Here is a 20,570-nt window from a genome sequence, read left to right as displayed (position 1 = left end):
GGGAGGACCGCATGGCGCACAAGCCCGATGCGGTCACCGGCTGGTGGCGGCGCATCAGCCTTCGGGCCAAGGTCACCGGCGTCACGGTGGCGGTGCTGGCGCTCGGGCTGCTCGTCGCGGGTATCGGCACGGTGCCGATCCTGCGCAACGCCCTGGTCGCGAACATCGATGCCCAGTTGCCCGCCCTGGTCTCGAGCGATCTCGTCGACCGCTACTTCGACACGGTGACGGTCGACGGCGTCACCACCTACAGCCCGCGCGATGAGCAGCCTCGAGACTTCTCCTTCGCGATCTACGATGCGACGGGTGAACTCCGCGCCACGGCACGAGGCACTTCAGGCCAGGCGCCTCTCTTCCCCTCGCAGTACTCGCTCGCGAAGGCGACCGCCAACACGGATCAGATCCCGCTCGAGATGACGGGAGCCGAAGGCGAGCTGTTCCACGCGGCGGTCGCCGTCGTCCCCTCGGAAGGCGGTGTCCTGCGCATCCAGTTGGTCGCTCTTCCTCTCGCACCCGCCGATCGCATCATCAGCCAGTACTTCGGCATCTACATCTCGATCGCCCTGATCACGATCCTGATCGCCGCGCTGCTGACGCGCGGGCTCGTGACACTCACGTTCCGCAGGCTCGGTCAGGTCGAGGCCACCGCCATGTCGATCGCGGCCGGCGACTTCCGGCAGCGGCTGACCGACCTCGAGCCGACCACCGAGGTCGGCCGGCTGAACACCGCCATCAACACGATGCTCGACCGGGTCGATCGCTCGCTCGCACAGCGGGACCGCACCGTGCAGCACATGCGGCGCTTCATCGGCGATGCGAGCCACGAGCTGCGCACCCCCCTGGTGAGCGTGCGCGGCTACGCGGAGCTCTACCGCATGGGCGCGATCAAGGGCGAGGAGGACACGGCGCGGGCCATGGAGCGCATCGAGAAGGAAGCGATCAGGATGGGGGTCCTGGTGGAGGACCTCCTCGCTCTCGCCCGGCTCGACGAGGAGCGCGAACCGGAGATCGTCCCCCTCGACCTACGGCCGATCGCGCGGGATGCAGCGCTCGATCTGCGTGCCGCGGCCCCCGGCCGGACCGTGACGGTGATCGACCGCACCGCGGACAGCAAGACCGCGGTACCTTTGCACGAGATCCCACCTCTCCAACCACCGCAGCCGCCGACGCCGCGAGGCCTCTCCCGAGCCACGCTCTCGCGTCTTCGCCGACGCCCTCGGCAGCCGGACCAGACTCCCGCGATCGACTTCACCGAAGTTCCCGATCTGCCCGTGCGCACCCCGCCGATCGTGCTCGGCGAAGAGAACAAGGTCCGCCAGGTCGTCACGAATCTCCTGGGCAATGCGCGCCGCTTCTCCCCCGAGGACGGGCCGATCGAGATCGTGGTCGACTCCGACCGGGCGGCCGGCACCGCGAGCATCGCGATCGTCGATCACGGCGAGGGCATCCCGCCGCAGATCCGGGAGCAGATCTTCGAACGCTTCTGGCGTGCCGACACCTCCCGCGCGCGGGAGACCGGAGGCTCCGGCCTCGGACTCGCGATCGTCGCGTCGATCCTGAAAGCGCTCCACGGCGGCGTCGATGTATCGGAGACTCCGGGTGGGGGTGCGACGTTCACTGTGACTCTCCCGCTCGCACCGGCGCGCGCCACGCCTGCGCATCTCCTCGAAGACACGCAGCCTCTGGATCGACTCGACCTGCCGTAGCGGCCGTTCCGACGCCGGGCGCTCTCTGCACCGCCTGCCCGGCTGCCCCGTTGCTCACAGCGCACGGGATGACAGCGACCCGGAGAGGATACGGACGCCGACGCTCGCTTAGCCTCGGAACCCCTACGAGAAGGAGTTCCCATGTCTGTCTTCACCGTCGACACCGAGGCCGTCTACGCGGCCCACGGCGCCACCCGCGCAACGATCGAGCGCTTGCAGGGCGAGTCCGCGACTCTGATGGCGCAGCTCCGACAGCTGCAGTCGACGTGGTCCGGCACGGCATCCCATGCTTTCCAGACGTGCGCCGAGCAGTGGCAGGGCGCGCAGCTCCATGTGGAGCAGGTGCTCGAATCGATCGGAACGTCGCTCGGCGCGGTCGCGACCCAGTACGCAGACGCCGATCAGTACTCGGCCAGCCTGTTCCGCTGACGCACACGCGTATCGACGCAGAACGCCCCCGGCCGAAGCCGGGGGCGTTCTGTCATGAGAGCAGGATCAGAAGTCCATGCCACCCGACGGGTCACCCATGGGAGCAGCGGCCTTCTCCGGCTTGTCAGCGACGACGACCTCGGTGGTGAGGAACAGCGCCGCGATCGAGGCTGCGTTCTGCAGCGCCGAGCGGGTCACCTTCGCGGGGTCGATGATGCCGGCGCCGAACATGTCGACGTACTCTCCCGTAGCCGCGTTCAGGCCCTGGCCCGCGGGGAGCTCGGCGACCTTGTTCGCGACGACACCGGCCTCGAGACCGGCGTTCAGCGCGATCTGCTTCAGCGGAGCCTGGATCGCGACGCGGACGATGTTCGCGCCGGTCGCCTCGTCACCCGTGAGCGAGAGCGCGTCGAGCGCCTTCGTTCCGGACTGGATGAGCGCGACGCCACCACCGGGGACGATGCCCTCCTCGACGGCCGCCTTCGCGTTGCGGACAGCGTCCTCGATGCGGTGCTTGCGCTCCTTGAGCTCGACCTCGGTCGCGGCTCCGGCCTTGATGACGGCCACACCACCGGCGAGCTTCGCCAGGCGCTCCTGCAGCTTCTCGCGGTCGTAGTCGCTGTCGGTGTTCTCGATCTCGCGACGGATCTGCGTGACGCGACCCTCGATCTGGTCTGCCTCACCGGCACCCTCGACGATCGTGGTCTCGTCCTTGGTGACGATGACCTTGCGCGCACGACCCAGCAGGTCGAGCGTGGCGTTCTCGAGCTTGAGGCCGACCTCTTCGGTGATGACCTGTCCACCGGTGAGGATCGCGATGTCCTGCAGCTGCGCCTTGCGGCGGTCGCCGAAGCCGGGAGCCTTGACGGCGACCGACTTGAAGATGCCCTTGAGCTTGTTCAGGACGAGCGTCGCGAGAGCCTCGCCCTCGACGTCCTCGGCGATGATGACGAGCTCCTTGCCGTCCTGGATCACCTTGTCGACGATGGGCAGGAGGTCCTTGATGTTGGAGACCTTCTGGTTCGCGATGAGGATGTACGGGTCCTCGAAGACAGCCTCCTGGCGCTCCGGGTCCGTGACGAAGTACGGGTTCAGGTAGCCCTTGTCGAAGCGCATGCCCTCGGTGAGCTCGAGCTCGGTACCGAACGTCTGCGACTCCTCGACGGTGACGACGCCTTCCTTGCCGACCTTGTCGATCGCCTCGGCGATGAGCTCGCCGATCGCGGGGTCAGCCGCGGAGATGGAAGCCGTGGCAGCGATCTGCTCCTTCGAGTCGATCTCCTTGGCGCTGGCGAGCAGCTCCTCGGTGATCGCGGCGACGGCCTTCTCGATGCCGCGCTTGAGCGAGATGGGGTCGGCGCCGGCTGCGACGTTGCGCAGACCCTCGCGGACCAGAGCCTGAGCGAGGACCGTGGCGGTCGTGGTGCCATCACCTGCGACGTCGTCGGTCTTCTTGGCGACCTCCTTGACGAGCTCCGCGCCGATCTTCTCGTACGGGTCGTCCAGCTCGATCTCCTTGGCGATGGAGACACCGTCGTTCGTGATCGTGGGGGCTCCCCACTTCTTCTCGAGAACGACGTTGCGGCCACGCGGGCCGAGGGTGACCTTGACCGCGTCGGCGAGGATGTTCAGGCCGCGCTCGAGGCCGCGGCGGGCCTCCTCATCGAAAGCAATGATCTTTGCCATGAGTTTTTTCGTCCCTCCTGGACGTAGACGTTGGGTTTAGCACTCAGAGTAAGAGAGTGCTAACGCCATTCTGGCACTCGACACCTTCGAGTGCAAGCCGCCGGAGGAGTGGCGCACGCGGAGGTCAGGGGGCCGGGGTCTCCCCGGGCGTCTCGGGCGCGGAACTCGATCGATCGAGGCCGATCACCACCGTGAACTGCTTCAGACCGTCCTCCGTCTGACCGGAGTAATAGTCGCTCTGCTGCACGGCAGCGCCACCGAGGAGGTTCGCCAATCCGATCGCGGCGAGCTCATCCTCATCGTTGACGTAGAAGACGGTGGTGGTGGCGAAGTCCTGACTCGAGCTGTCTCCGGCGAAGACGATGTCCGGCGCCCATCCATTGTTGACGAGGACGTCCCGCATCTGCGTGTCGAGCCCCTCGTCCGGCGTGCCGTTGAGGATCATCACGGAGACCGAGGTGTCCACCACACCCGTCTCGACCGGAGTGGGGACCGGCGTGGACGCCGCCTCAGGAAAGAGCGAGATGCGCCCCATCACCACGAGGGAACCGAAGATCCCGGCGATGATGAGGACGAGGGCGGCGACGAAGGACCAGAGCAGCACGACCCAGCCGTTCATCCCCGGAGCTTCGGCGCGATGCGCTCCCACACGTCCGGAGGAACGGGGAACGTCATCGAAGCGATCGCGGGAGGGCTTGGACACCCCTCGATGCTAGCGTCACCTTCCTGGCATTCCGATCCGCGGCGCGGAACACCCGATTCGGGAAGCCGCCGACGGCTCTTCTCAGCCGACGAAACCCGGTGTGCGAGCCGAGCGCTGCCTGGCGCGTGAATCCCGGATGCGGCGCAGCCGCCGCACCAGCATCGGATCGTACTCCAGAGCGGCTTCCGACTCGATGAGCCGCCCGAGGAGCTGGTAATAGCGGGCCGAACTCATGCCCAGCTGGGCGCGGATGACTTCTTCCTTGGCTGAGCCGTGCCGCGGCCAGGCGACCTCGATGGCGAGGATCGCGCGATCGCGCTCCGTCAGGTCTCCGAGCATGAGTCCAGGTTAGGACGCGACGGTCGAGGGAGACGTTCGCCACTCCCACCAGCCTCCGAGGGGATCGGCGGCGGCGCGCACCCTCCCGTCGATGGCGACGACGAAGCCCGGCCAGCCGTCCGCATCCACCGACGGCACCCAGACGTCGAGCGCGCCCGGCGGATCGATCGTGATCCAGCGGGCGTCCAGCGCGGCTATGCGGGCGACCAGTGCGTTCCGCTGCGCTCGCGGGATGTGCACCAGCACTCCGGGCGTGGTGATGACGAGCGTGGCATTCCCAGGCGCGTCAGCCGCCAGGGCATCGATGCGTTCCAGAGCGTCTCCGACGAGGAGCAGTGCGGGATCGGAGGCCGCGATCTCGAGCGCAGCATCGATCCGCTGCTCCCGTCCCTCCTCACCCGGCCACACGAGTCCCCGCAGCCATCCCCGGTCACGTGGGTCGGCCGCGTCGAGCGGCGCCAGATCGATGCCCGCCCGCCACGCCACCTGCGGCATCCGCAGCGGGGGCATCGCGCCGGTCACCCGGCTCTCCAGCACGACGGTCGACGGTCCATCCACGGGATCGAGCCCGACGCGGAGCGCACCCGCTTCATCGACGAAGCGATACGAGTACCTGTCGGGATAGAGACAAAGCCCGGCGGAGGCTCCGATCTCGAGCAACGCGATCGGACCCTCGATCTCAGCCAGCACAGGAAGCAGCGCGGCGAGGCGCAGCGGTTCGTTCGTCTGCAAGCTGCGACGGGCGCATTCCGCCACCACCTCGTCGGCGTTGCGCAGCACGAAGTCCCGCCACTGCGGATAACCGGCGAGCTCGGCTCCGAGCAGGCGGGTGACGGCGAACACGAGCGGCGGCTGCCTCCGTGTCTCGGGAATCCGCAGCAGGATGCGCCTCACCTCGACATCGGCCGCCACGCCGGCCGCCCATTCCGCGTACAGCGCGCTGCGGCCGGGGGCCTCGTCACGGGCGAATCGTGCGTATCGTTCCTGCACGGCATCCGTCATGCGTCCATTCTGACCCGGAGCACCCTATACCCCGTCGCACGGGGGAGAATGGACGGGACTCAGGAGGACACATGTCGTACAGCGTGGACAAGACCGAAGAAGAATGGCGCGAGGAGCTCGGCGAAGAGCAGTACGCGGTGCTGCGCCAGGCCGCGACCGAGCGGGCCTGGACCGGCGAGCTGCTCGATGAGGAGCGGGCGGGCCTGTACACCTGTGGCGCATGCAATGCGGAGCTCTTCAAGAGCGGCACGAAGTTCGACTCCGGATGCGGATGGCCGAGCTTCTACGAGTCGATCCGCCCCGATGCGGTCGAGCTCATCGAGGACGACAGCCTCGGGATGGTGCGCACCGAGGTGCGCTGCGCCAACTGCGGATCGCACCTCGGCCATGTCTTCCCCGATGGATTCGGCACGCCGACCGGCGACCGCTACTGCATGAACTCGATCGCACTGAACTTCACTCCCGAAGCCTCGTGAGCGCCCTCGATGCCGTCCTGGCGCGGCAGTCCTGGTCGAAGGTCGAAGACACCGCGCCGACTCGCGACGAACTGCTCACGTTGGTCTCGGCGGCCGGCCGTGTGGCCGATCATTCTTCTCTGCGCCCCTGGCGGCTGATCGAACTCCGCGGCGCGGATCGCGAGGTGCTGGGCGCGGCGATCGCCGAGGCCCAGGGCGACTCCTCGCCCTCGTCGAAGCCGCTTCGTGCCCCTCTGCTCATCGCCGTCGTCGCCAGTTACCGGAAGAGCGAGAAGGTACCCCGTTGGGAACAGGAGGCCGTCGCCTCCGGTGTCGCCCACATGCTGAGCCTGCTCCTCGACGAAGCGGGGTGGGGCGTCATCTGGCGCACCGGCCACTACACGCGCGCGAAGGCGGTCGCCAGAGCTCACGGCCTCGCCGAGAACGAGGAGCTCCTCGGCTGGCTGTATGTGGGAGGCAAGCCCGAAGACAAGAAGCCCGGTCGGCGCAAGTCCGTCGATGCACGCACACTCGTCACGCGCATGCCGCACGCGAATACCGAGAATGCCCCGAAGACGGCGACGACCACCGAGAAGGTGAAGAAGGTGAAGAAGGTGAAGAAGGCCAAGAAAGCGGAGAAGGCGAAGAAGGCCGAGAAGAGGTAACCCCTCAGCGGCGACGCGGCCACGGAACCGCGACCACCACCGACGCGACGGCCACGACGACCATCGCGAGCACCTGCCAGAGCGCTGGTCCGGCCGCGGGCGGCCACATGAGGTCGATCACGACCGACGTGACCAATTGCCCGAGCACCGACCCCAGGCCCATGAGCAGCACCCCGGTCTGCGCCACAATGAACGTGCCGAGAAGGATGTAGGAGGCGCCCAGGAACCCTCCGAGGTACAGCCAGGGCTCGGTGGGAAGCCCCGCCGGTGCGCCGCGGAACGCGATGCTCACCCCGGATGCCAGGGCGAGCACCACGGTGCCGGCGATGAAGCTCATCAGGGTGGCGGCGAGGGGCGAACGCGCCCGCTGGGCCAGGCGCCCGTTGGTCGCTGCCTGCCAGGCGATCCCGACACCCGCGGCGAACGGGAGCAGCAGCATCCACAGCGGCGCGGTGGCCAGCACGTCGCCGGAGAGCGAGATGCCGACCGCGGCGAGCGCGAGCAGCCCCCCGAGCACCCGCCCTGGCGTGACCGCCACGACTCCTGCGGGCCCGAATCCGATCCGATCGAGCACGAGGCCGTGAACGGTCTGCCCCGCCACCACACCGACGGTGAACAGGGAGACGCCGAGCACACCGGCGGTGAGACCTTGGGTCGAGACGGTGAGTGCGCCACACGCTCCCCCGAGCAGCATCCAGACGGGGATCGTCTGGTGTCGGATGCCGCTCCACAGGCGTGCGACGCCTCGCCGAGCCGACGGGAGGGCGGAGATCACGACGGCGAGCGCCACGAGTCCTACGGAGAACGAGACGAAGCCGGCGACGATCCCGTCGTCGACGCGCACACCGAGCACCCCGTTGATCCGCGCCTGGATCGCCGTCATGACACCGATCGCGACCGCTCCTCCGAGGGCCAGTGGAGCGGGAAGTCGACGGGTCTCTGGCACCTGTCGACCCTACCCGAGCCGCCGGCCGCTCCTCGCCCGTGAATGTCCGAGGCCGGGACTACGCTGGCGGCATGTGCGCGAGCTACGGACTCGATCCCCGATTCACCGATGCCGAACTCCTCGCCGCCGCCGACGATGCGGTGCTCGAGGGCCTCCGCGTGTGGGCGCAGGAGAACGCCGGCGAGACCGTCCGACCGACGGGCAAGAACCTGCGCAACCTCAACCCGCTGATCGTGCAGCCAGATACCGCCCCGACCCTCGAACCCGCGTGGTGGGGGTTCCTCGTCGACGGCGAGCCGGCGAAGTTCCCCTCGATCAACACCCGCTCGGAGCGGCTGCAGGAGCGTCCGGGCGGGGCGAAGTCGAGAGCGATCGTCCCCGCGACGAGCTGGTACGAGATGCAGAAGCCGTCTCGGCAGTGGAACGAGTTCATCGTCGACGACGGCACTCTGTTCGGCATGGCTGCGGTCACGCAGCGCGGCCGCACGGCCGACGGCGAGTGGTTCACGTGCTATTCCATCGTGATGCGTCCCGCTCCCCCTCACCTCGTCGACCTGCACGACCGGATGCCCCTCCTCGTCCCGTCCACCCTGAGCCATGACTGGCTGACCGCACCGGCGTCGCGGGAGATCATCGACGAGGCCGTCATCGCTTCAGACGAGATGGCCGCGCGGGTGCAGGCTCGCCCTCGCGCCTGACCCTCTGATGTCCCACGCGGGTCGGACACTTCGCCGTCAGATGTGTACCTGAGGGGGACGCGCGACACCCGGGGCGCTCCGTAACGTTGTGCCCATGATCACAGCAGAAGGCCTCACGAAGAGGTTCGGAGACAAGACCGCCGTCGACGACGTGTCGTTCACGGTCAAGCCGGGCAGCGTCACCGGCTTCCTCGGCCCGAACGGCGCCGGGAAGTCGACCACCATGCGGATGATCGTCGGCCTCGACCGCCCGACGTCGGGGCGTGCCACCATCGCCGGACGCGAGTACCGCAAGCTCCGCGCACCTCTCACCGAAGTCGGTGTCCTCCTCGACGCCAAGGCGGTGCACACCGGTCGCACCGCTCGCAACCACCTCCGCGCCATGGCCGCGACACACGGCATCCCCTCCTCCCGAGTCGATGAGGTCATCGACCTTGCGGGCATCGGGTCGGTGGCACGTAAACGCGCGGGCGGATTCTCGCTCGGAATGGGGCAGCGCCTCGGCATCGCTTCGGCACTGCTCGGCGACCCGCACACGCTGATCCTCGACGAGCCGGTGAACGGCCTCGACCCCGAGGGGGTGCGCTGGGTGCGCCAGTTCGTCCGTCACGTGGCATCAGAGGGGCGCACCGTGCTGCTCTCGAGCCACCTGATGAGTGAGATGGCGCAGACCGCCGACCACGTCATCGTGATGGGCCGCGGTCGGGTGCTCGCGGATGCCCCGCTCGCGGAGCTCGTGCGCTCCTGGACTCGGAACACGGTGCGGGTCCGCACACCGAGACCAGCCGACCTGGCTGCCGCCGTCGGAGGGCCGGAGGTGGAGATCGTGAGCTCGGCTCCCGATCTGCTCGACATCGTGGGGCTGCCCGCCGCGCGGATCGGCGATCTGGCCGCCGACCGCGGCATCCCGCTCCACGAACTCACCCCGACCACCGGATCACTCGAAGACGCCTATCTCGCCCTCACCGGCGACTCCGTCGAGTACCGCACCAAGGAGATCTCATGACCACGACACAGGCTCCCGCTCCCACGCGGACACGCGTCGACACCGGTCGTCGGCTGACGTTCATGCGCGCACTGCGCGGCGAGTGGATCAAGCTCGCCACCCTGCGCTCGACGTGGTGGTCGATCGGCATCACCGCCGCCCTCACGGTCGGCATCGCCGTGCTCATCGCCCTCGCTGTCGATGTGCCGGACTTCAGCCCGATCCAGGCCGTGGTCATGCCGATCCAGTTCACGATGCTGCTCGCCGGCATCATCGGCGCGATCTCGGTCACCGGTGAGTACTCGACGGGGATGATCCGTTCGACGCTCACTGCGAACCCGATTCGCGGTTCGGTGCTGGCCGCGAAGTCGACGGTGCTGGCACTGTTCCTGTTCGTCTCGTCGCTGGTGATCTTCGTCGTCTCCGCGGTGGCCGTCTCCCTCATCGTCGCCCCGCGTGACCAGGGCATCGACTGGTCGGACCCGACAGCATCGGTGCTTCCGATCGTGGTGGCTTCCTTGTCGATGGCCGTCTTCGCGCTCATCGGCGTCGCGTTCGGATTCGTCCTGCGCTCCGGTGCGGGCGCCATCGCCGCAACCGTCGGTGTGCTGTTCGTCCTGCCGATCGTGGCGAACTTCTTCTCCTTCGCCGGAGAGACGTGGGCATGGGTCCTGCAGGCCGCCGCCTACCTTCCGGACGCCGCCGCACGGAGTGCGATCATGCCCGGAGCCGGTGCCGCACTCGACGCTCCGGTTGCGTTCCTGACGCTGGCCTGCTGGGTCGTGGGCGGTGCTGCCGTCGCGTGGGGCGTGCTGCGCACCCGCGACGCGTAAAGTCGGCCTGTGAGCAGAACGCGAAGCCGCAGCGACTCGGTCCGCGAGGACGAGGAGCTGCGGCTTCCGCGCGCCCCGGGCCTGTTCCGACGGTTCTGGGCCCGCCATCCGCTGTTCGCCGACATCCTGCTCGCGCTGATCTGCCTGTTCCTGTCCCTCGCCCCCGCCGCGCCGTACCCCAACACCTCGCTCCCGGAGGGCACATACATCGCCATCAACATCGCGACGTTGGTGATGGTCGCGATCGGATGCAGCACTCTCCTCTGGCGTCGACGGGCACCCCTGGGTCCCTTCGTCGCTGCGGTGATCCTGGGGACCGTCGGACTGTTCACAGGCATGTCCGGAGGCATCGTCCTCCTGCTCGTCGCCTGCTACGGCGTGGCGGTCTACAGATCGGCGCGTCTGGCCTGGATCTGTTACGGGATCGGTGCCGCTTGGTTCCTCGGACTCACCACGATCCTCATGCTGACCGGCACGACCCTGCTCCAGGTCGGCATCGATACCGCCCTCGGCTACGTCGCGCTCGGGCTCATCGGCACGCTCGTCGGGGTCAATGTGGGCGGCCGCAAGCGCTATCTCCTCGCCATCATCGACCGATCCCGTCAACTCCTGATCGAGCGCGATCAGCAGGCGCAACTCGCCGCCGCATCGGAACGCGCCCGCATCGCACGGGAGATGCACGATATCGTCTCCCACTCCCTCACCGTGATCGTCGCACTGTCCGAAGGGGCGGCCGCCACCCCCGATCGGGAACAGGCCCGGAGGGCTGCGGTATCCGTCGCGGACACCGCCAGAGGCGCTCTCACCGAGATGCGTTCGATGCTCGGTGTGCTGCGCGACGACGAATCGCCGCTGCCGCTGGCGCCGATGCAACCCGTTCCCGCGCGTGACACCGTGGAGACGGCTCAGCGCGCGGGCTACCCGGCGACGCTCACCGTCATCGGGCAGGCCGATGTCTCCCCCGCCGTCGCGCATGCGATCGGCAGGATCGTGCAGGAGGGCGTGACCAACGCCATGCGCCACGCCCCGACCGCGAAGAGCATCACCGTGCGGCTGGAGTACACGGCCGACACGGTCGTGATCGAGATCGTCAACGACGGCGTCTCGGGTGAGATCGGCTCAGACGGATTCGGTGTGCGCGGGCTCTCCGAGCGTGCCGCCCATGTGCATGGGACGGTGCGATCCGCACCTGCGGATGGAGGACGATGGATTCTGCGGGCGGTGCTTCCCACATCGGGAAGCAGGCCCGCCGCACCGCGACAGACGATGGAGGACGACGCATGACGCAGGCGATCAGAGTGCTGCTGGTGGATGACCAGGAGCTGATCCGTCTCGGCTTCCGCATGGTGCTGGAGTCTGAGGAGGACATCGTCGTCATCGGCGAAGCCGGCGACGGGAAAGCGGCGATCACGCAGAGCGCGCTGCTCGCTCCCGACCTGGTGCTGATGGACATCCGGATGCCGGAGCTGGACGGCATCGCCGCCACCGAGGCCATCGTCCGAGAACGTCCGCAGACCAAGGTGCTCGTTCTGACCACCTTCGATCTCGACGAATACGCGTTCGGAGCCATCCGCGCGGGCGCGAGCGGATTCCTGTTGAAGGATGCCCAGCGCCACGAGATGATCTCCGCGGTGCGCGCCGTCCACCGCGGGGATGCGGTGCTGTCCCCGCGTGTGACGAGAGCGCTGCTGGAGCACGTGACGCCTCGGCTCGGCGGAGCGCCCGCGACTCCGGCCGCAGAGGAGAGCGCTGCTCTCGAATCGCTCACGGAACGTGAGCGGGACGTCTTCCTCGCGATCGGCCGCGGACTCACCAACGCAGAGATCGCTCAGAGTCTGTACGTCGGCGAGTCCACGGTCAAGACCCACGTCGGTCGTGTGCTGGCGAAGCTCAGCGCGCGGGACAGGATCCACGCGGTCATCCTGGCGCATCGGCTCGGGCTCGTCGGCGACTAGCCCGATCTCATCAGGCGCGCGACGGCGCCCATTCCGAGACGCGGTCGAGCCGCTGCACCTCATCGTCCGAGAGCTCCAGACGCGCCCCGGCGAGCAGGTCGGGAACCTGTTCCACGGTTCGCGCGCTCGCGATCGGTGCGACCACGGTCGGTTGTGCGCGAAGCCACGCGAGCGAGGTCGCGGCGATCGAAGCGCCGTGCGCATCGCCGATCTCCTCGAGCGCGTCGATGATCCGCAGGCCCGCTTCGGTCGCGTACTTCGCGGCGCCCTGCGCCCGGGGCGACGCCTGACCCGCGGCGTCCGTCGAGCGGTACTTGCCGGTGAGGAAGCCGCTGGCCAGGGAGTAGTACGGGATGAGTCCGAGGTCGAACTCCTCGGCGACCGGGATGATCGTGTCCTCGACCTCGTTGCGGTGCACGAGGTTGTAGTGCGGCTGCACCGCGACCGGCAGCGCGACACCGAGTCGACGGGCGATCTCGACCCACTCGCGGATGCGCTCGGCGGAGTAGTTCGACACGGCGACGTGCCGGACCAGCCCGTCTTCGACGAGTCCCCCGAACGCGCTGACGGTCTCCTCCAGCGGAACGGTCTCGTCATCGAAGTGCGCGTAGTACAGGTCGATCTCATCGATGCCCAGGCGCTTCAGCGAGGCCTCGGCGGCCTTGCGGACATTCGCGGCGGAGAGGCCGCGGAACTGCGGGTGCTGACTGACCTTGGTCGCGACGACCACACCCGCAGGTTTGCGCGAGGCCAACCACTCGCCGACGATCGTCTCACTCTCTCCTCCTTCGTTTCCCGGCACCCACGCGCTGTACGAGTCGGCGGTATCGATGAAGTCTCCGCCTCCGTCCACGAAGGTGTCGAGGACGGCGAAGGACGTGTCACGGTCGGCTGTCCAGCCGAACACGTTGCCGCCGAGCGAGAGCGGAAGGACGTCGAGATCACTGGTACCGATGCGGGTCATGATGAGAGCAACCGGTGAGCCCGCCTCCCGCATTCCCGGACGACGCCGTGTTGCGCTCCATGAACGTCACGGTGGCGATGCCTCCCCCTCGTCGTGGATCTGCGAGGGGCGGCCCACGATCCGCGGATCCGGAGCGTGGGCGACCATCGGGTCCTTGCCCGGATAGTCGAACCGTGCGAGAACACATCTCATCGCTTCCAGCCGCGCGCGCCTCTTGTCGTTCGACGAGATGACGACCCACGGGAGGGCCGGGGTGTCCGTGTGGAAGAACATGGCCGCCGCTGCCTCGGTGTAGTCCTCCCATCTGTCGACGCTCGTGAGGTCGGTAGGGCTGAGCTTCCACTGCTTGAGCGGATCCTCGCCGCGACGGGTGAAGCGGCGCCGTTGTTCCGCCTCGCCAATCGAGAACCACAGCTTGATGAGGCGGATGCCCGAACCGACGAGCATGCGCTCGAACTCCGGCGCGGTCTGGATGAACTCCTCGTACTCCGCCGACGAGCAGTACCCCATCACGCGTTCGACGCCCGCTCGGTTGTACCAGGAGCGATCCATCAGCACGATCTCACCGCCCGACGGCAGATGCGCGACGTAGCGCTGGAAATACCACTGCGTCCGCTCGACATCACTGGGTTTGTCGAGCGCGACGACACGAGCGCCGCGGGGGTTCAGGTGCTCCATGAAGCGTGCGATCGCACCGCCCGCGCCCGCCGCATCCCGCCCCTCGAACAAGATGAGGACCCGTCCCGACGAGCGCGTGATGTGCGCCTGGAGTTTGAGGAGTTCGATCTGCAGCAGTCGTTTCTCGCGCGCGTATGCCGCCCGTGTGACCGTCGGGAGTTCGGACGTGCTGCCCATCGCCTCCCCCTCCCCTGGCGCTTGTCGATCGCGCGACGCATGAGGCAAAGCGCAGGTGGCCGCGGCGGGGAGTCGGCCACCTGCGCCGTCATCGACCCGGCGTGATCTCGTTGAATCCACCAGGAAACTCAACGCTCAGTAACATATCACCTCGTAGCGCGATACTCCGGAATGTACTTCTCGCACCCAGCCGTCACCGGAGACGCGACGAGGTCGAAGTCACGGCTATCGTTCACTCATGGGAACGATCCAGTACGGCAGCGGTGACGAGATCCACATCGAGGACCGCGCACTCGCACATCTCAAAGTGGTCATCGCCACGAAATTGCGACGCAATGAGAGCTTCACCCTGTCGTGGCGGCACCCCGACGGCGACGCCCCCGGCCGTTCGACCATCTGGCTGCACCCATCGATCCCGCTGCGCTTCACCTTCGACGAGCCAGAGGCCCCTCAGCTCAACCCGAAATGGATTCAGGACCTCATGCAGTCGGCGAGCTCCACGGGCGGGATCAGCCTCATCGAGGAAGTGGTCGAAGCGCCGCCGACCGGCGACGCGGACTCACCTCACCTGGACTGAACTCTCCGAATGAGCGACGTGCGGACGCGCGTCAGCTCGCTCGCCACACGGAGAGCAGCTGCCATCCTTCCGGCACCTGGGACTCGAGCGCGGCCATGTCGTCACCCTCGATCTCGCGGATGCCGTCGCGACGCAGGAACTTGCCCTCGACGGATCGCATCGATCCGGCCTTCTCCATCGTCGCCATGGCCGACACCAGGTCCCATCCCGCAGGCGCCTGAGCGGTGAGCTGTGCACGGACCTCGGCGAGATCTTCGCCTTTGAGGGTGACGCTGTGGGCTTCGAGCGGGCGGATCAGTCCGTGGAGCATCAGACCAGCCTAGGGCGAGGGACAGGCCGCCGCGATGCTCCCGCGCACGCACGTGAGCGAGGCCTTCCCCCCGAAGGGCGGCGATGAGTGGAAACCAGGGTCGAGGAGCAGAACCCTTCGTCCGACAACACCTACGACCGAGTACCCCTCGGCAGCCCCGATCAGGAACGTCGGCGACACCTCGATCCCCCCGCCCATCACATTCGTGAGGAGCATCCCCGGCCCGCCTACAACTGGCACCGGCTACATCGGCGGCCCCACGTCCTCGCCCCGGAAACGCCGCGGGGCCCCGCCCTGCCGACCGGGCGGAGTTCCCTGGATCAGGTGCTGCAACGACCACGAGAACTCGGACAGCCAGGTGGGGATCTCTCAACCTATCGAGGCTCGCGGTCGAGTGTCTGTAGGCCGAAAAGGGGACAGCGCGGGCCGACGCCTGAGCCATAGCCTGGCTCCATGAACACAACCCTCGAGGCACCGCCGCCGGGGATCGTTGCGGCCGAACGCACGGTCACAGCGTCACCACCCGCCGGCCGTAAACCTGTCTCACGACGAACCTTCTTGTCCGCCTCTGCGATCGCTGCGATTGTCGCGGCCGCCGGACCACTCGTCGGGCACGCAGCTCCGGCGTTCGCGGATTGGGGCAACTACCAGAACGGGCGCATCCCGGTCAACATCCTGGCTCCCGTGCCCTGGGACACCGTCCGCATCTTGCGGACAGACGCACGGGACGCGCTCGTTCAGCTGAACAACGCGTTCCGCCCTCAATTTGGGCACAACATCACCGTGAATGACGGCTACCGAGATCTCGCCGAGCAGGTCCGTGCGAAGGAGAAGTACGGAGACAAGGCTGCGGAGCCGGGGACCTCGAACCACGGATGGGCAATCGCCGTCGACCTGGCCGACACCAATCGAGTGCAGCTGAGCTTCAGCCATCCGATCTACCTGTGGCTCAAGTCGAATGCCCGACAGTTCGGCTACATACACCCGGCCTGGGCCGAGCCCGGGACGTCACGTCCCGAACCCTGGCATTGGGAATTCAACGGTGTCTACAACGGCACGCCAACAACGACAACGATGGAGGATTCAGTGGAAGCAATCGTAAGAGCACCGAATGGAATCGTGGTTCACCTTCGCCCCGGCGGAAAGACGAACTTCGGGACGCCGCAGGAATACAACACGTTCCGCGATCAGATCGCGTTCCTTCGTAACGCTGGTGCAACCGACGTTATGGCGCTGCCTGAGCTGTCCACGGTTCCCGGCGTGACGTGGGACACGTTCATATACCTCTCGCGCTACATCGGTGCGCCCGAGTAAGAACGCAGCGTTCTTCAGCGCGACAGCCTGAACGGCACAAGGCCCCCGCCCAGCCGCAAGGCTTGGTGGGGGTCTTCGCCCTCCGGGACGCTCGATCCTCGATGCTACCCATTCCCGGACCTGGGCTGCCCTGATGCCCGACCTCGAGTAGAAACCGAGGCGGTCTTCTGCTTTCCGAACCGCTACTTCTTGAGCCGACTACGGGACTCGAACCCGTAACCCCCGTATTACAAGTACGGTGCGCTACCAATTGCGCCAAGTCGGCGGATGCCATCCACCAGCTTAGCGATGGCATCGACCCCGGTTCGAACTACGGGGCGGGCGTGGTGGTCGACGTGGGCGTCGGAGACGGCGTCGCACGGGAGGCATCGCTCGCGACGCTCAGCACGAACTGCGAGAACTCGGCCGGGTCGTCGAACGCACCGACGTACGCCTCGCCGTTCGCGACGATCATGGGTGCGGTGTTGAGCATCAGGTCTTTCGAGCCGGCGAGCGGTCCGTCGAGTGCGCGCGTGGTCGCTTCTTTCGCCCAACCGACGAAGTCACCGTTCTCGATGCACGACCGGACGGCCTTGGTGTTGTCGGTGCCGACGGCGGCTGCCAGATTCGCCAGGTCCTCGTCTGACATCCCGTCACTGCCGACCTCGGGCTGGTCGTCGAGCAGGTCGTGATTGAAGGCGTAGAACTGCGCAGGCGAGTGCGTGGCGACGCACGCGGCGGCCGCAGCGGAACGCAACGAGTACTTGGTGCCGTTCGAGCTCGCGGTGAGCAAGGCGACCGGGTGGTAGCTGACGGTGACCGCCCCCTCCCCGATCCAACCGGCGAGCTGACGCGCATTGGCCCGCTCGAACTTTCCGGCGTCCGGCGAGAGGTAGTCGACGTAGACGTGGATGTCGACCTTGTCGGAGGAGGTCGCGCTGGGGGTCGGCTCAGTCGAGGCGCCCGCATCGGTCTGCTCTGCCGAGGGCGTCGCGGGGACCTCATCGGATCCGGCAACGGCGGTGATGTCGGTGACGACGACGCCATCCGACTCCATCCCCGTCGGGGTGAGCTTCGGCTTCGACACCTGAGCGGACACCGCAAGGGTCACGGCGGTGCCGATCGCCCCCACCGCGACGACGGCGACGGCGACGGCGCCGATGATGATCCGTCGCATGAGGCGCGCCCTCGACTGCTGGGCGTGCACTTTCTGAGCCTTCTCCCGCACGGCCTCGCGAGAATTGCGAGGTGTGGGGACGTTCGGCGTTTCGTCGCTCGACATCGTTCCTCTTGTGAGTCTGCGGGGGTCCGGGTTGGCCCCGACCGCCGCTGAGCGACGATCGCCGCTGGGCGCGGCCGAGATCGATGCTAACCAGTGAGGCTGAGAAATACCCAGGTACAGCCGTTCATGTCATACTGATCTCGACCCAAAGACGGGTCACGGTGGCTCACCCCACCGCTTCATCACTACGGATCGTCCGGCACGTACCTGCCGGTGAAGGAGAAACACAATGGCATCTGTGACTTTCGACGAAGCCACCCGCCTGTACCCCGGTGGAACCCGTCCGGCCGTCGACAAGCTGAACCTCGAGGTCGGTGACGGAGAGTTCCTCGTCCTCGTCGGTCCTTCCGGTTGCGGTAAGTCCACATCTCTGCGCATGCTCGCCGGCCTCGAAGAGGTCAACGCCGGCCGCATCCTCATCGGCGACCGCGACGTGACCGACGTCCCGCCGAAGGACCGCGACATCGCGATGGTCTTCCAGAACTACGCCCTGTACCCGCACATGACCGTCGCCGAGAACATGGGCTTCGCGCTCAAGATCGCCGGCGTCGGCAAGGAAGAGCGCGCCGCACGCGTGCTCGAGGCCGCGAAGCTCCTCGACCTCGAGCCCTACCTGACCCGCAAGCCGAAGGCCCTCTCCGGTGGTCAGCGTCAGCGTGTCGCCATGGGCCGTGCGATCGTGCGTCAGCCGCAGGTGTTCCTCATGGACGAGCCGCTGTCGAACCTCGACGCCAAGCTCCGCGTCCAGACCCGCACCCAGATCGCATCGCTGCAGCGTCGTCTCGGCGTCACCACGGTCTACGTCACCCATGACCAGACCGAGGCGCTGACCATGGGCGACCGCATCGCGGTCCTCAAGGACGGTCTGCTCCAGCAGGTCGGCTCGCCCCGCGACCTGTACGAGAAGCCGAACAACGTCTTCGTCGCCGGCTTCATCGGCTCGCCCGCGATGAACCTGTTCTCGGCCGACCTCGCCGAGGGCGGCATCCGCTTCGGCACCGAGGTCGTCCCGCTCGACCGCGACACCGTCGGTCGCGCCAACGGTTCGCAGGTGACGGTCGGCGTGCGTCCGGAGGACATCGTCGTCGGCCCCGCCGACGGCAAGGGCCTCTCGGTCACGGTCGACCTCGTCGAAGAGCTCGGCGCCGACGGCTACCTCTACGGTCACACCGAGATCAACGGCAAGCGCGCCGACCTCGTCGCTCGCGTCGACGGTCGCAACCACCCGAACGCCGGCGAGACCGTCACACTCGCCGCCTCGGCCGGCCACGTGCACGCGTTCGACATCGAGTCGGGTGACCGTCTGAACGACAAGCCGGTCGTCTCCGCCTGATCGGATCCACAGACGCGGCGCAGGCTGACCTCGGTCGCCTGCGCCGCGTCTCTTTTTCCTCTTCGTACTTCACCAGGAGCATCATGCAGGATTCGCTGCGGATCACCGCCAGCAAGGTCGATCCGGGACTGCTCGCCCTCCCCTGGTCCACCACGCTCGCCAAGTGGCCGTCCGAGCACATCGTCTCGCTCCCCAAGGGGCTCTCCCGCCACCTCGTCCGGTTCGCCGACCTCTCGGGTCGCGTCGTCGCCGTCAAGGAGACCACTGCCGAGATGGCACAGCGCGAGTACGACATGCTGGGCAACCTCGCCCGGCTCGACGTACCGTGCGTCGACCGGGTCGCTGTGATCGCGGGGCGCACCGATGCCCATGGCGATCCCCTCCCCGCGGCACTGGTCACCTCGCACCTGCGCTTCTCGATGCCGTACCGTGCGCTGTTCACGCGCGTCCTGCGCCCGGACACCGCCAACCGTCTGGTAGACGCGCTCGCACTGCTGCTCGTGCGCCTCCACAACGTGGGCTTCTACTGGGGCGACGTCTCCCTGTCGAACACCCTCTTCCGTCGTGATGCCGGGGCCTTCGCTGCCTATCTCGTCGACGCGGAGACCGGAGAGCTCCATGAGGAGGGTCTGACCGACGGGCAGCGCGCCTACGATCTCGACCTCGCTCGCACGAACATCGCCGGCGAGATCATGGACCTCGCCGCCGGCGGACGCCTCGAGCACGGGGTGGATGCGGTCGCGATCGCCGACGGCATCGTGTCGTCCTACCGCTCGCTCTGGGCCGAGCTCACCGCACAGGAGTCCTTCTCCGCCGCCGAGACGTGGCGCATCACCGAGCGCGTGGAACGGCTCAACGCCCTCGGATTTGACATCGATGAGATGTCGATGTCGACCACCGCGGACGGCACCGTCGTCGAGATCCAGCCGAAGGTCGTGGACGCCGGGCATCATCAGCGGCGCCTCATCCGTCTCACGGGGCTCGACGTCGAGGAGAACCAGGCACGACGGCTGCTCAACGACCTCGACGAGTTCCGCGCGCGCTCGACCAAGCAATGGGCGGACGAAGAGATGTACGCGCACGAGTGGCTCACCCGCGTGTTCGAGCCCGTCGTTCGCGCGATCCCCTACGAGCTGCGCGCCAAGCTCGAGCCGGCTGAGGTGTTCCACCAGGTGCTGGAACACCGCTGGTACCTGTCTCAGGCGGAAGGACGCTCGATCCCACTCGCCGAGGTGCTCACCAGCTACATCAACGAGGTGCTGCGCCACCGGCGCGACGAAGCCACCATCATGGGGCCGCCCACCGAGACGATGAGCCTTCCGGTGATCACCGGCGTGACCCCGGTGGCCGACGAGGATGAGGACGTCGACTGGCGCGACCTGGTCTGACCGCCCCTCCGCTCCCCGCGCACGGGTTGTCGTCGAGTGCGGGGGTAGTCGAGTGCACGGGTTGTCTTCGAGTGCACCGCCTGTTGACGCCAGCAAGCCGTGCGCTCGGCGAGATCACGTGATCTCGACGCGGCCCGGCGGGCGTGGGGGGGGGGGGGGGGGGGGG

22 protein-coding genes and 1 tRNA gene are annotated in these 20,570 nt (G+C 67.6%); 13 read left to right on the top strand and 10 right to left on the bottom strand.

Annotated elements, in window-relative coordinates:
- The first annotated feature begins 11 nt into the window (after positions 1-11).
- Together DW307_RS04580 and DW307_RS04575 are read left to right on the top strand one after the other, a co-directional pair.
- Complete coding sequence (locus tag DW307_RS04580; RefSeq protein WP_021199051.1) at positions 12-1,706, top strand: sensor histidine kinase; 1,695 nt, start codon at positions 12-14, stop codon at positions 1,704-1,706.
- Positions 1,707-1,847: 141 nt separating this feature from the next.
- On the top strand, positions 1,848-2,135 hold the full coding sequence (locus tag DW307_RS04575) for a WXG100 family type VII secretion target (RefSeq protein ID WP_021199052.1): 288 nt from the start codon (positions 1,848-1,850) through the stop codon (positions 2,133-2,135).
- A 66-nt stretch (positions 2,136-2,201) separates the two neighbouring features.
- Here DW307_RS04575 and groL read toward each other — a convergent pair whose 3' ends face one another.
- From groL to DW307_RS04555, 4 genes are all read right to left on the bottom strand, one after another.
- Positions 2,202-3,821: a chaperonin GroEL gene (gene groL, locus DW307_RS04570; protein WP_021199053.1), complete on the bottom strand. Its 1,620-nt coding sequence runs from the start codon at positions 3,819-3,821 to the stop codon at positions 2,202-2,204.
- Between the two features lie 124 nt (positions 3,822-3,945).
- A complete protein-coding gene (locus DW307_RS04565; RefSeq protein WP_021199054.1) occupies positions 3,946-4,524 on the bottom strand; it encodes a LytR C-terminal domain-containing protein in 579 nt (192 codons plus the stop codon).
- Between the two features lie 81 nt (positions 4,525-4,605).
- On the bottom strand, positions 4,606-4,863 hold the full coding sequence (locus tag DW307_RS04560) for a DUF3263 domain-containing protein (protein ID WP_021199055.1): 258 nt from the start codon (positions 4,861-4,863) through the stop codon (positions 4,606-4,608).
- A gap of 9 nt (positions 4,864-4,872) precedes the next feature.
- Entirely contained in the window at positions 4,873-5,865 is a 993-nt protein-coding gene (locus DW307_RS04555; RefSeq protein ID WP_136024148.1) for a DUF2332 domain-containing protein, read from the bottom strand.
- A gap of 71 nt (positions 5,866-5,936) precedes the next feature.
- Between DW307_RS04555 and msrB the strand changes: the two genes are divergently transcribed.
- Both msrB and DW307_RS04545 read left to right on the top strand, forming a co-directional pair.
- Positions 5,937-6,341, top strand: coding sequence for a peptide-methionine (R)-S-oxide reductase MsrB (msrB, locus tag DW307_RS04550; RefSeq protein ID WP_029258670.1), 405 nt, complete (start codon positions 5,937-5,939; stop codon positions 6,339-6,341).
- Positions 6,338-6,985, top strand: coding sequence for a nitroreductase family protein (locus DW307_RS04545; protein ID WP_136024146.1), 648 nt, complete (start codon positions 6,338-6,340; stop codon positions 6,983-6,985). Before msrB ends, DW307_RS04545 begins: the two co-directional genes overlap by 4 nt.
- Before the next feature lie 4 nt (positions 6,986-6,989).
- On the opposite strand, the gene DW307_RS04540 is transcribed toward DW307_RS04545, so the two are convergent.
- Positions 6,990-7,901, bottom strand: coding sequence for a DMT family transporter (locus tag DW307_RS04540; RefSeq protein ID WP_029258672.1), 912 nt, complete (start codon positions 7,899-7,901; stop codon positions 6,990-6,992).
- Positions 7,902-8,002: 101 nt separating this feature from the next.
- Here DW307_RS04540 and DW307_RS04535 point away from each other — a divergent pair, with 101 nt between their 5' ends.
- The 5 genes from DW307_RS04535 to DW307_RS04515 all read left to right on the top strand — a co-directional run bounded on the left by DW307_RS04535 (position 8,003) and on the right by DW307_RS04515 (position 12,402).
- Entirely contained in the window at positions 8,003-8,629 is a 627-nt protein-coding gene (locus tag DW307_RS04535) for an SOS response-associated peptidase family protein (protein WP_029267207.1), read from the top strand.
- Between the two features lie 94 nt (positions 8,630-8,723).
- The gene (locus DW307_RS04530; protein WP_021199061.1) at positions 8,724-9,635 is read left to right on the top strand and encodes an ABC transporter ATP-binding protein; all 912 of its coding nucleotides are present in this window, start codon (positions 8,724-8,726) and stop codon (positions 9,633-9,635) included.
- Positions 9,632-10,447: a transporter gene (locus DW307_RS04525; protein ID WP_029267208.1), complete on the top strand. Its 816-nt coding sequence runs from the start codon at positions 9,632-9,634 to the stop codon at positions 10,445-10,447. Before DW307_RS04530 ends, DW307_RS04525 begins: the two co-directional genes overlap by 4 nt.
- A 9-nt stretch (positions 10,448-10,456) precedes the next feature.
- On the top strand, positions 10,457-11,731 hold the full coding sequence (locus DW307_RS04520; RefSeq protein ID WP_021199063.1) for a sensor histidine kinase: 1,275 nt from the start codon (positions 10,457-10,459) through the stop codon (positions 11,729-11,731).
- Positions 11,728-12,402, top strand: a complete 675-nt coding sequence (locus DW307_RS04515; RefSeq protein ID WP_021199064.1) for a response regulator transcription factor — start codon at positions 11,728-11,730, stop codon at positions 12,400-12,402. The genes DW307_RS04520 and DW307_RS04515 overlap by 4 nt, the downstream gene beginning before the upstream one ends.
- 10 nt (positions 12,403-12,412) lie before the next feature.
- Here DW307_RS04515 and DW307_RS04510 read toward each other — a convergent pair whose 3' ends face one another.
- Positions 12,413-13,366 carry an aldo/keto reductase gene (locus DW307_RS04510; RefSeq protein WP_029267210.1) on the bottom strand — a complete coding sequence of 318 codons (954 nt, stop codon included), beginning with the start codon at positions 13,364-13,366 and terminating at the stop codon, positions 12,413-12,415.
- 66 nt (positions 13,367-13,432) lie between these two features.
- On the bottom strand, positions 13,433-14,221 hold the full coding sequence (gene ppk2, locus DW307_RS04505; RefSeq protein WP_036331583.1) for a polyphosphate kinase 2: 789 nt from the start codon (positions 14,219-14,221) through the stop codon (positions 13,433-13,435).
- 238 nt (positions 14,222-14,459) lie between these two features.
- Between ppk2 and DW307_RS04500 the strand changes: the two genes are divergently transcribed.
- Entirely contained in the window at positions 14,460-14,798 is a 339-nt protein-coding gene (locus tag DW307_RS04500; RefSeq protein WP_029267214.1) for a DUF7882 family protein, read from the top strand.
- 31 nt (positions 14,799-14,829) lie between these two features.
- On the opposite strand, the gene DW307_RS04495 is transcribed toward DW307_RS04500, so the two are convergent.
- Complete coding sequence (locus DW307_RS04495) at positions 14,830-15,108, bottom strand: hypothetical protein (RefSeq protein WP_021199068.1); 279 nt, start codon at positions 15,106-15,108, stop codon at positions 14,830-14,832.
- Positions 15,109-15,561: 453 nt separating this feature from the next.
- Here DW307_RS04495 and DW307_RS04490 point away from each other — a divergent pair, with 453 nt between their 5' ends.
- Positions 15,562-16,422 (top strand): M15 family metallopeptidase, encoded by an 861-nt coding sequence (locus tag DW307_RS04490; protein WP_081859764.1) that lies wholly within the window; start codon positions 15,562-15,564, stop codon positions 16,420-16,422.
- Between the two features lie 192 nt (positions 16,423-16,614).
- On the opposite strand, the gene DW307_RS04485 is transcribed toward DW307_RS04490, so the two are convergent.
- Positions 16,615-16,687, bottom strand: a tRNA-Thr gene (locus tag DW307_RS04485).
- 45 nt (positions 16,688-16,732) lie between these two features.
- The gene (locus tag DW307_RS04480; protein WP_136024143.1) at positions 16,733-17,683 is read right to left on the bottom strand and encodes a DsbA family protein; all 951 of its coding nucleotides are present in this window, start codon (positions 17,681-17,683) and stop codon (positions 16,733-16,735) included.
- Positions 17,684-17,912: 229 nt separating this feature from the next.
- Between DW307_RS04480 and DW307_RS04475 the strand changes: the two genes are divergently transcribed.
- On the top strand, positions 17,913-19,016 hold the full coding sequence (locus DW307_RS04475) for an ABC transporter ATP-binding protein (protein ID WP_021199080.1): 1,104 nt from the start codon (positions 17,913-17,915) through the stop codon (positions 19,014-19,016).
- Between the two features lie 83 nt (positions 19,017-19,099).
- Positions 19,100-20,404: a DUF4032 domain-containing protein gene (locus DW307_RS04470; protein ID WP_029258683.1), complete on the top strand. Its 1,305-nt coding sequence runs from the start codon at positions 19,100-19,102 to the stop codon at positions 20,402-20,404.
- Positions 20,405-20,570: the final 166 nt, after the last annotated feature.

Origin of the sequence: Microbacterium sp. K27, from assembly GCF_004794435.1 — a bacterium.
GTDB lineage: Bacteria > Actinomycetota > Actinomycetes > Actinomycetales > Microbacteriaceae > Microbacterium > Microbacterium maritypicum_A.
The sequence above is the reverse complement of the archived record's forward strand: the minus strand, read 5'-3'. Positions and strand labels throughout refer to the sequence as shown.

Coding starts and splice junctions, on each gene's coding strand:
- DW307_RS04580 (WP_021199051.1), top strand. CDS start 12: ATGGCGCACAAGCCCGATGCGGTCACCGGCTGGTGGCGGCGCATCAGC.
- DW307_RS04575 (WP_021199052.1), top strand. CDS start 1,848: ATGTCTGTCTTCACCGTCGACACCGAGGCCGTCTACGCGGCCCACGGC.
- groL (WP_021199053.1), bottom strand. CDS start 3,821: ATGGCAAAGATCATTGCTTTCGATGAGGAGGCCCGCCGCGGCCTCGAG.
- DW307_RS04560 (WP_021199055.1), bottom strand. CDS start 4,863: ATGCTCGGAGACCTGACGGAGCGCGATCGCGCGATCCTCGCCATCGAG.
- DW307_RS04555 (WP_136024148.1), bottom strand. CDS start 5,865: ATGACGGATGCCGTGCAGGAACGATACGCACGATTCGCCCGTGACGAG.
- msrB (WP_029258670.1), top strand. CDS start 5,937: ATGTCGTACAGCGTGGACAAGACCGAAGAAGAATGGCGCGAGGAGCTC.
- DW307_RS04535 (WP_029267207.1), top strand. CDS start 8,003: ATGTGCGCGAGCTACGGACTCGATCCCCGATTCACCGATGCCGAACTC.
- DW307_RS04530 (WP_021199061.1), top strand. CDS start 8,724: ATGATCACAGCAGAAGGCCTCACGAAGAGGTTCGGAGACAAGACCGCC.
- DW307_RS04525 (WP_029267208.1), top strand. CDS start 9,632: ATGACCACGACACAGGCTCCCGCTCCCACGCGGACACGCGTCGACACC.
- DW307_RS04515 (WP_021199064.1), top strand. CDS start 11,728: ATGACGCAGGCGATCAGAGTGCTGCTGGTGGATGACCAGGAGCTGATC.
- DW307_RS04510 (WP_029267210.1), bottom strand. CDS start 13,366: ATGACCCGCATCGGTACCAGTGATCTCGACGTCCTTCCGCTCTCGCTC.
- ppk2 (WP_036331583.1), bottom strand. CDS start 14,221: ATGGGCAGCACGTCCGAACTCCCGACGGTCACACGGGCGGCATACGCG.
- DW307_RS04500 (WP_029267214.1), top strand. CDS start 14,460: ATGGGAACGATCCAGTACGGCAGCGGTGACGAGATCCACATCGAGGAC.
- DW307_RS04495 (WP_021199068.1), bottom strand. CDS start 15,108: ATGCTCCACGGACTGATCCGCCCGCTCGAAGCCCACAGCGTCACCCTC.
- DW307_RS04490 (WP_081859764.1), top strand. CDS start 15,562: ATGAACACAACCCTCGAGGCACCGCCGCCGGGGATCGTTGCGGCCGAA.
- DW307_RS04480 (WP_136024143.1), bottom strand. CDS start 17,683: ATGTCGAGCGACGAAACGCCGAACGTCCCCACACCTCGCAATTCTCGC.
- DW307_RS04475 (WP_021199080.1), top strand. CDS start 17,913: ATGGCATCTGTGACTTTCGACGAAGCCACCCGCCTGTACCCCGGTGGA.
- DW307_RS04470 (WP_029258683.1), top strand. CDS start 19,100: ATGCAGGATTCGCTGCGGATCACCGCCAGCAAGGTCGATCCGGGACTG.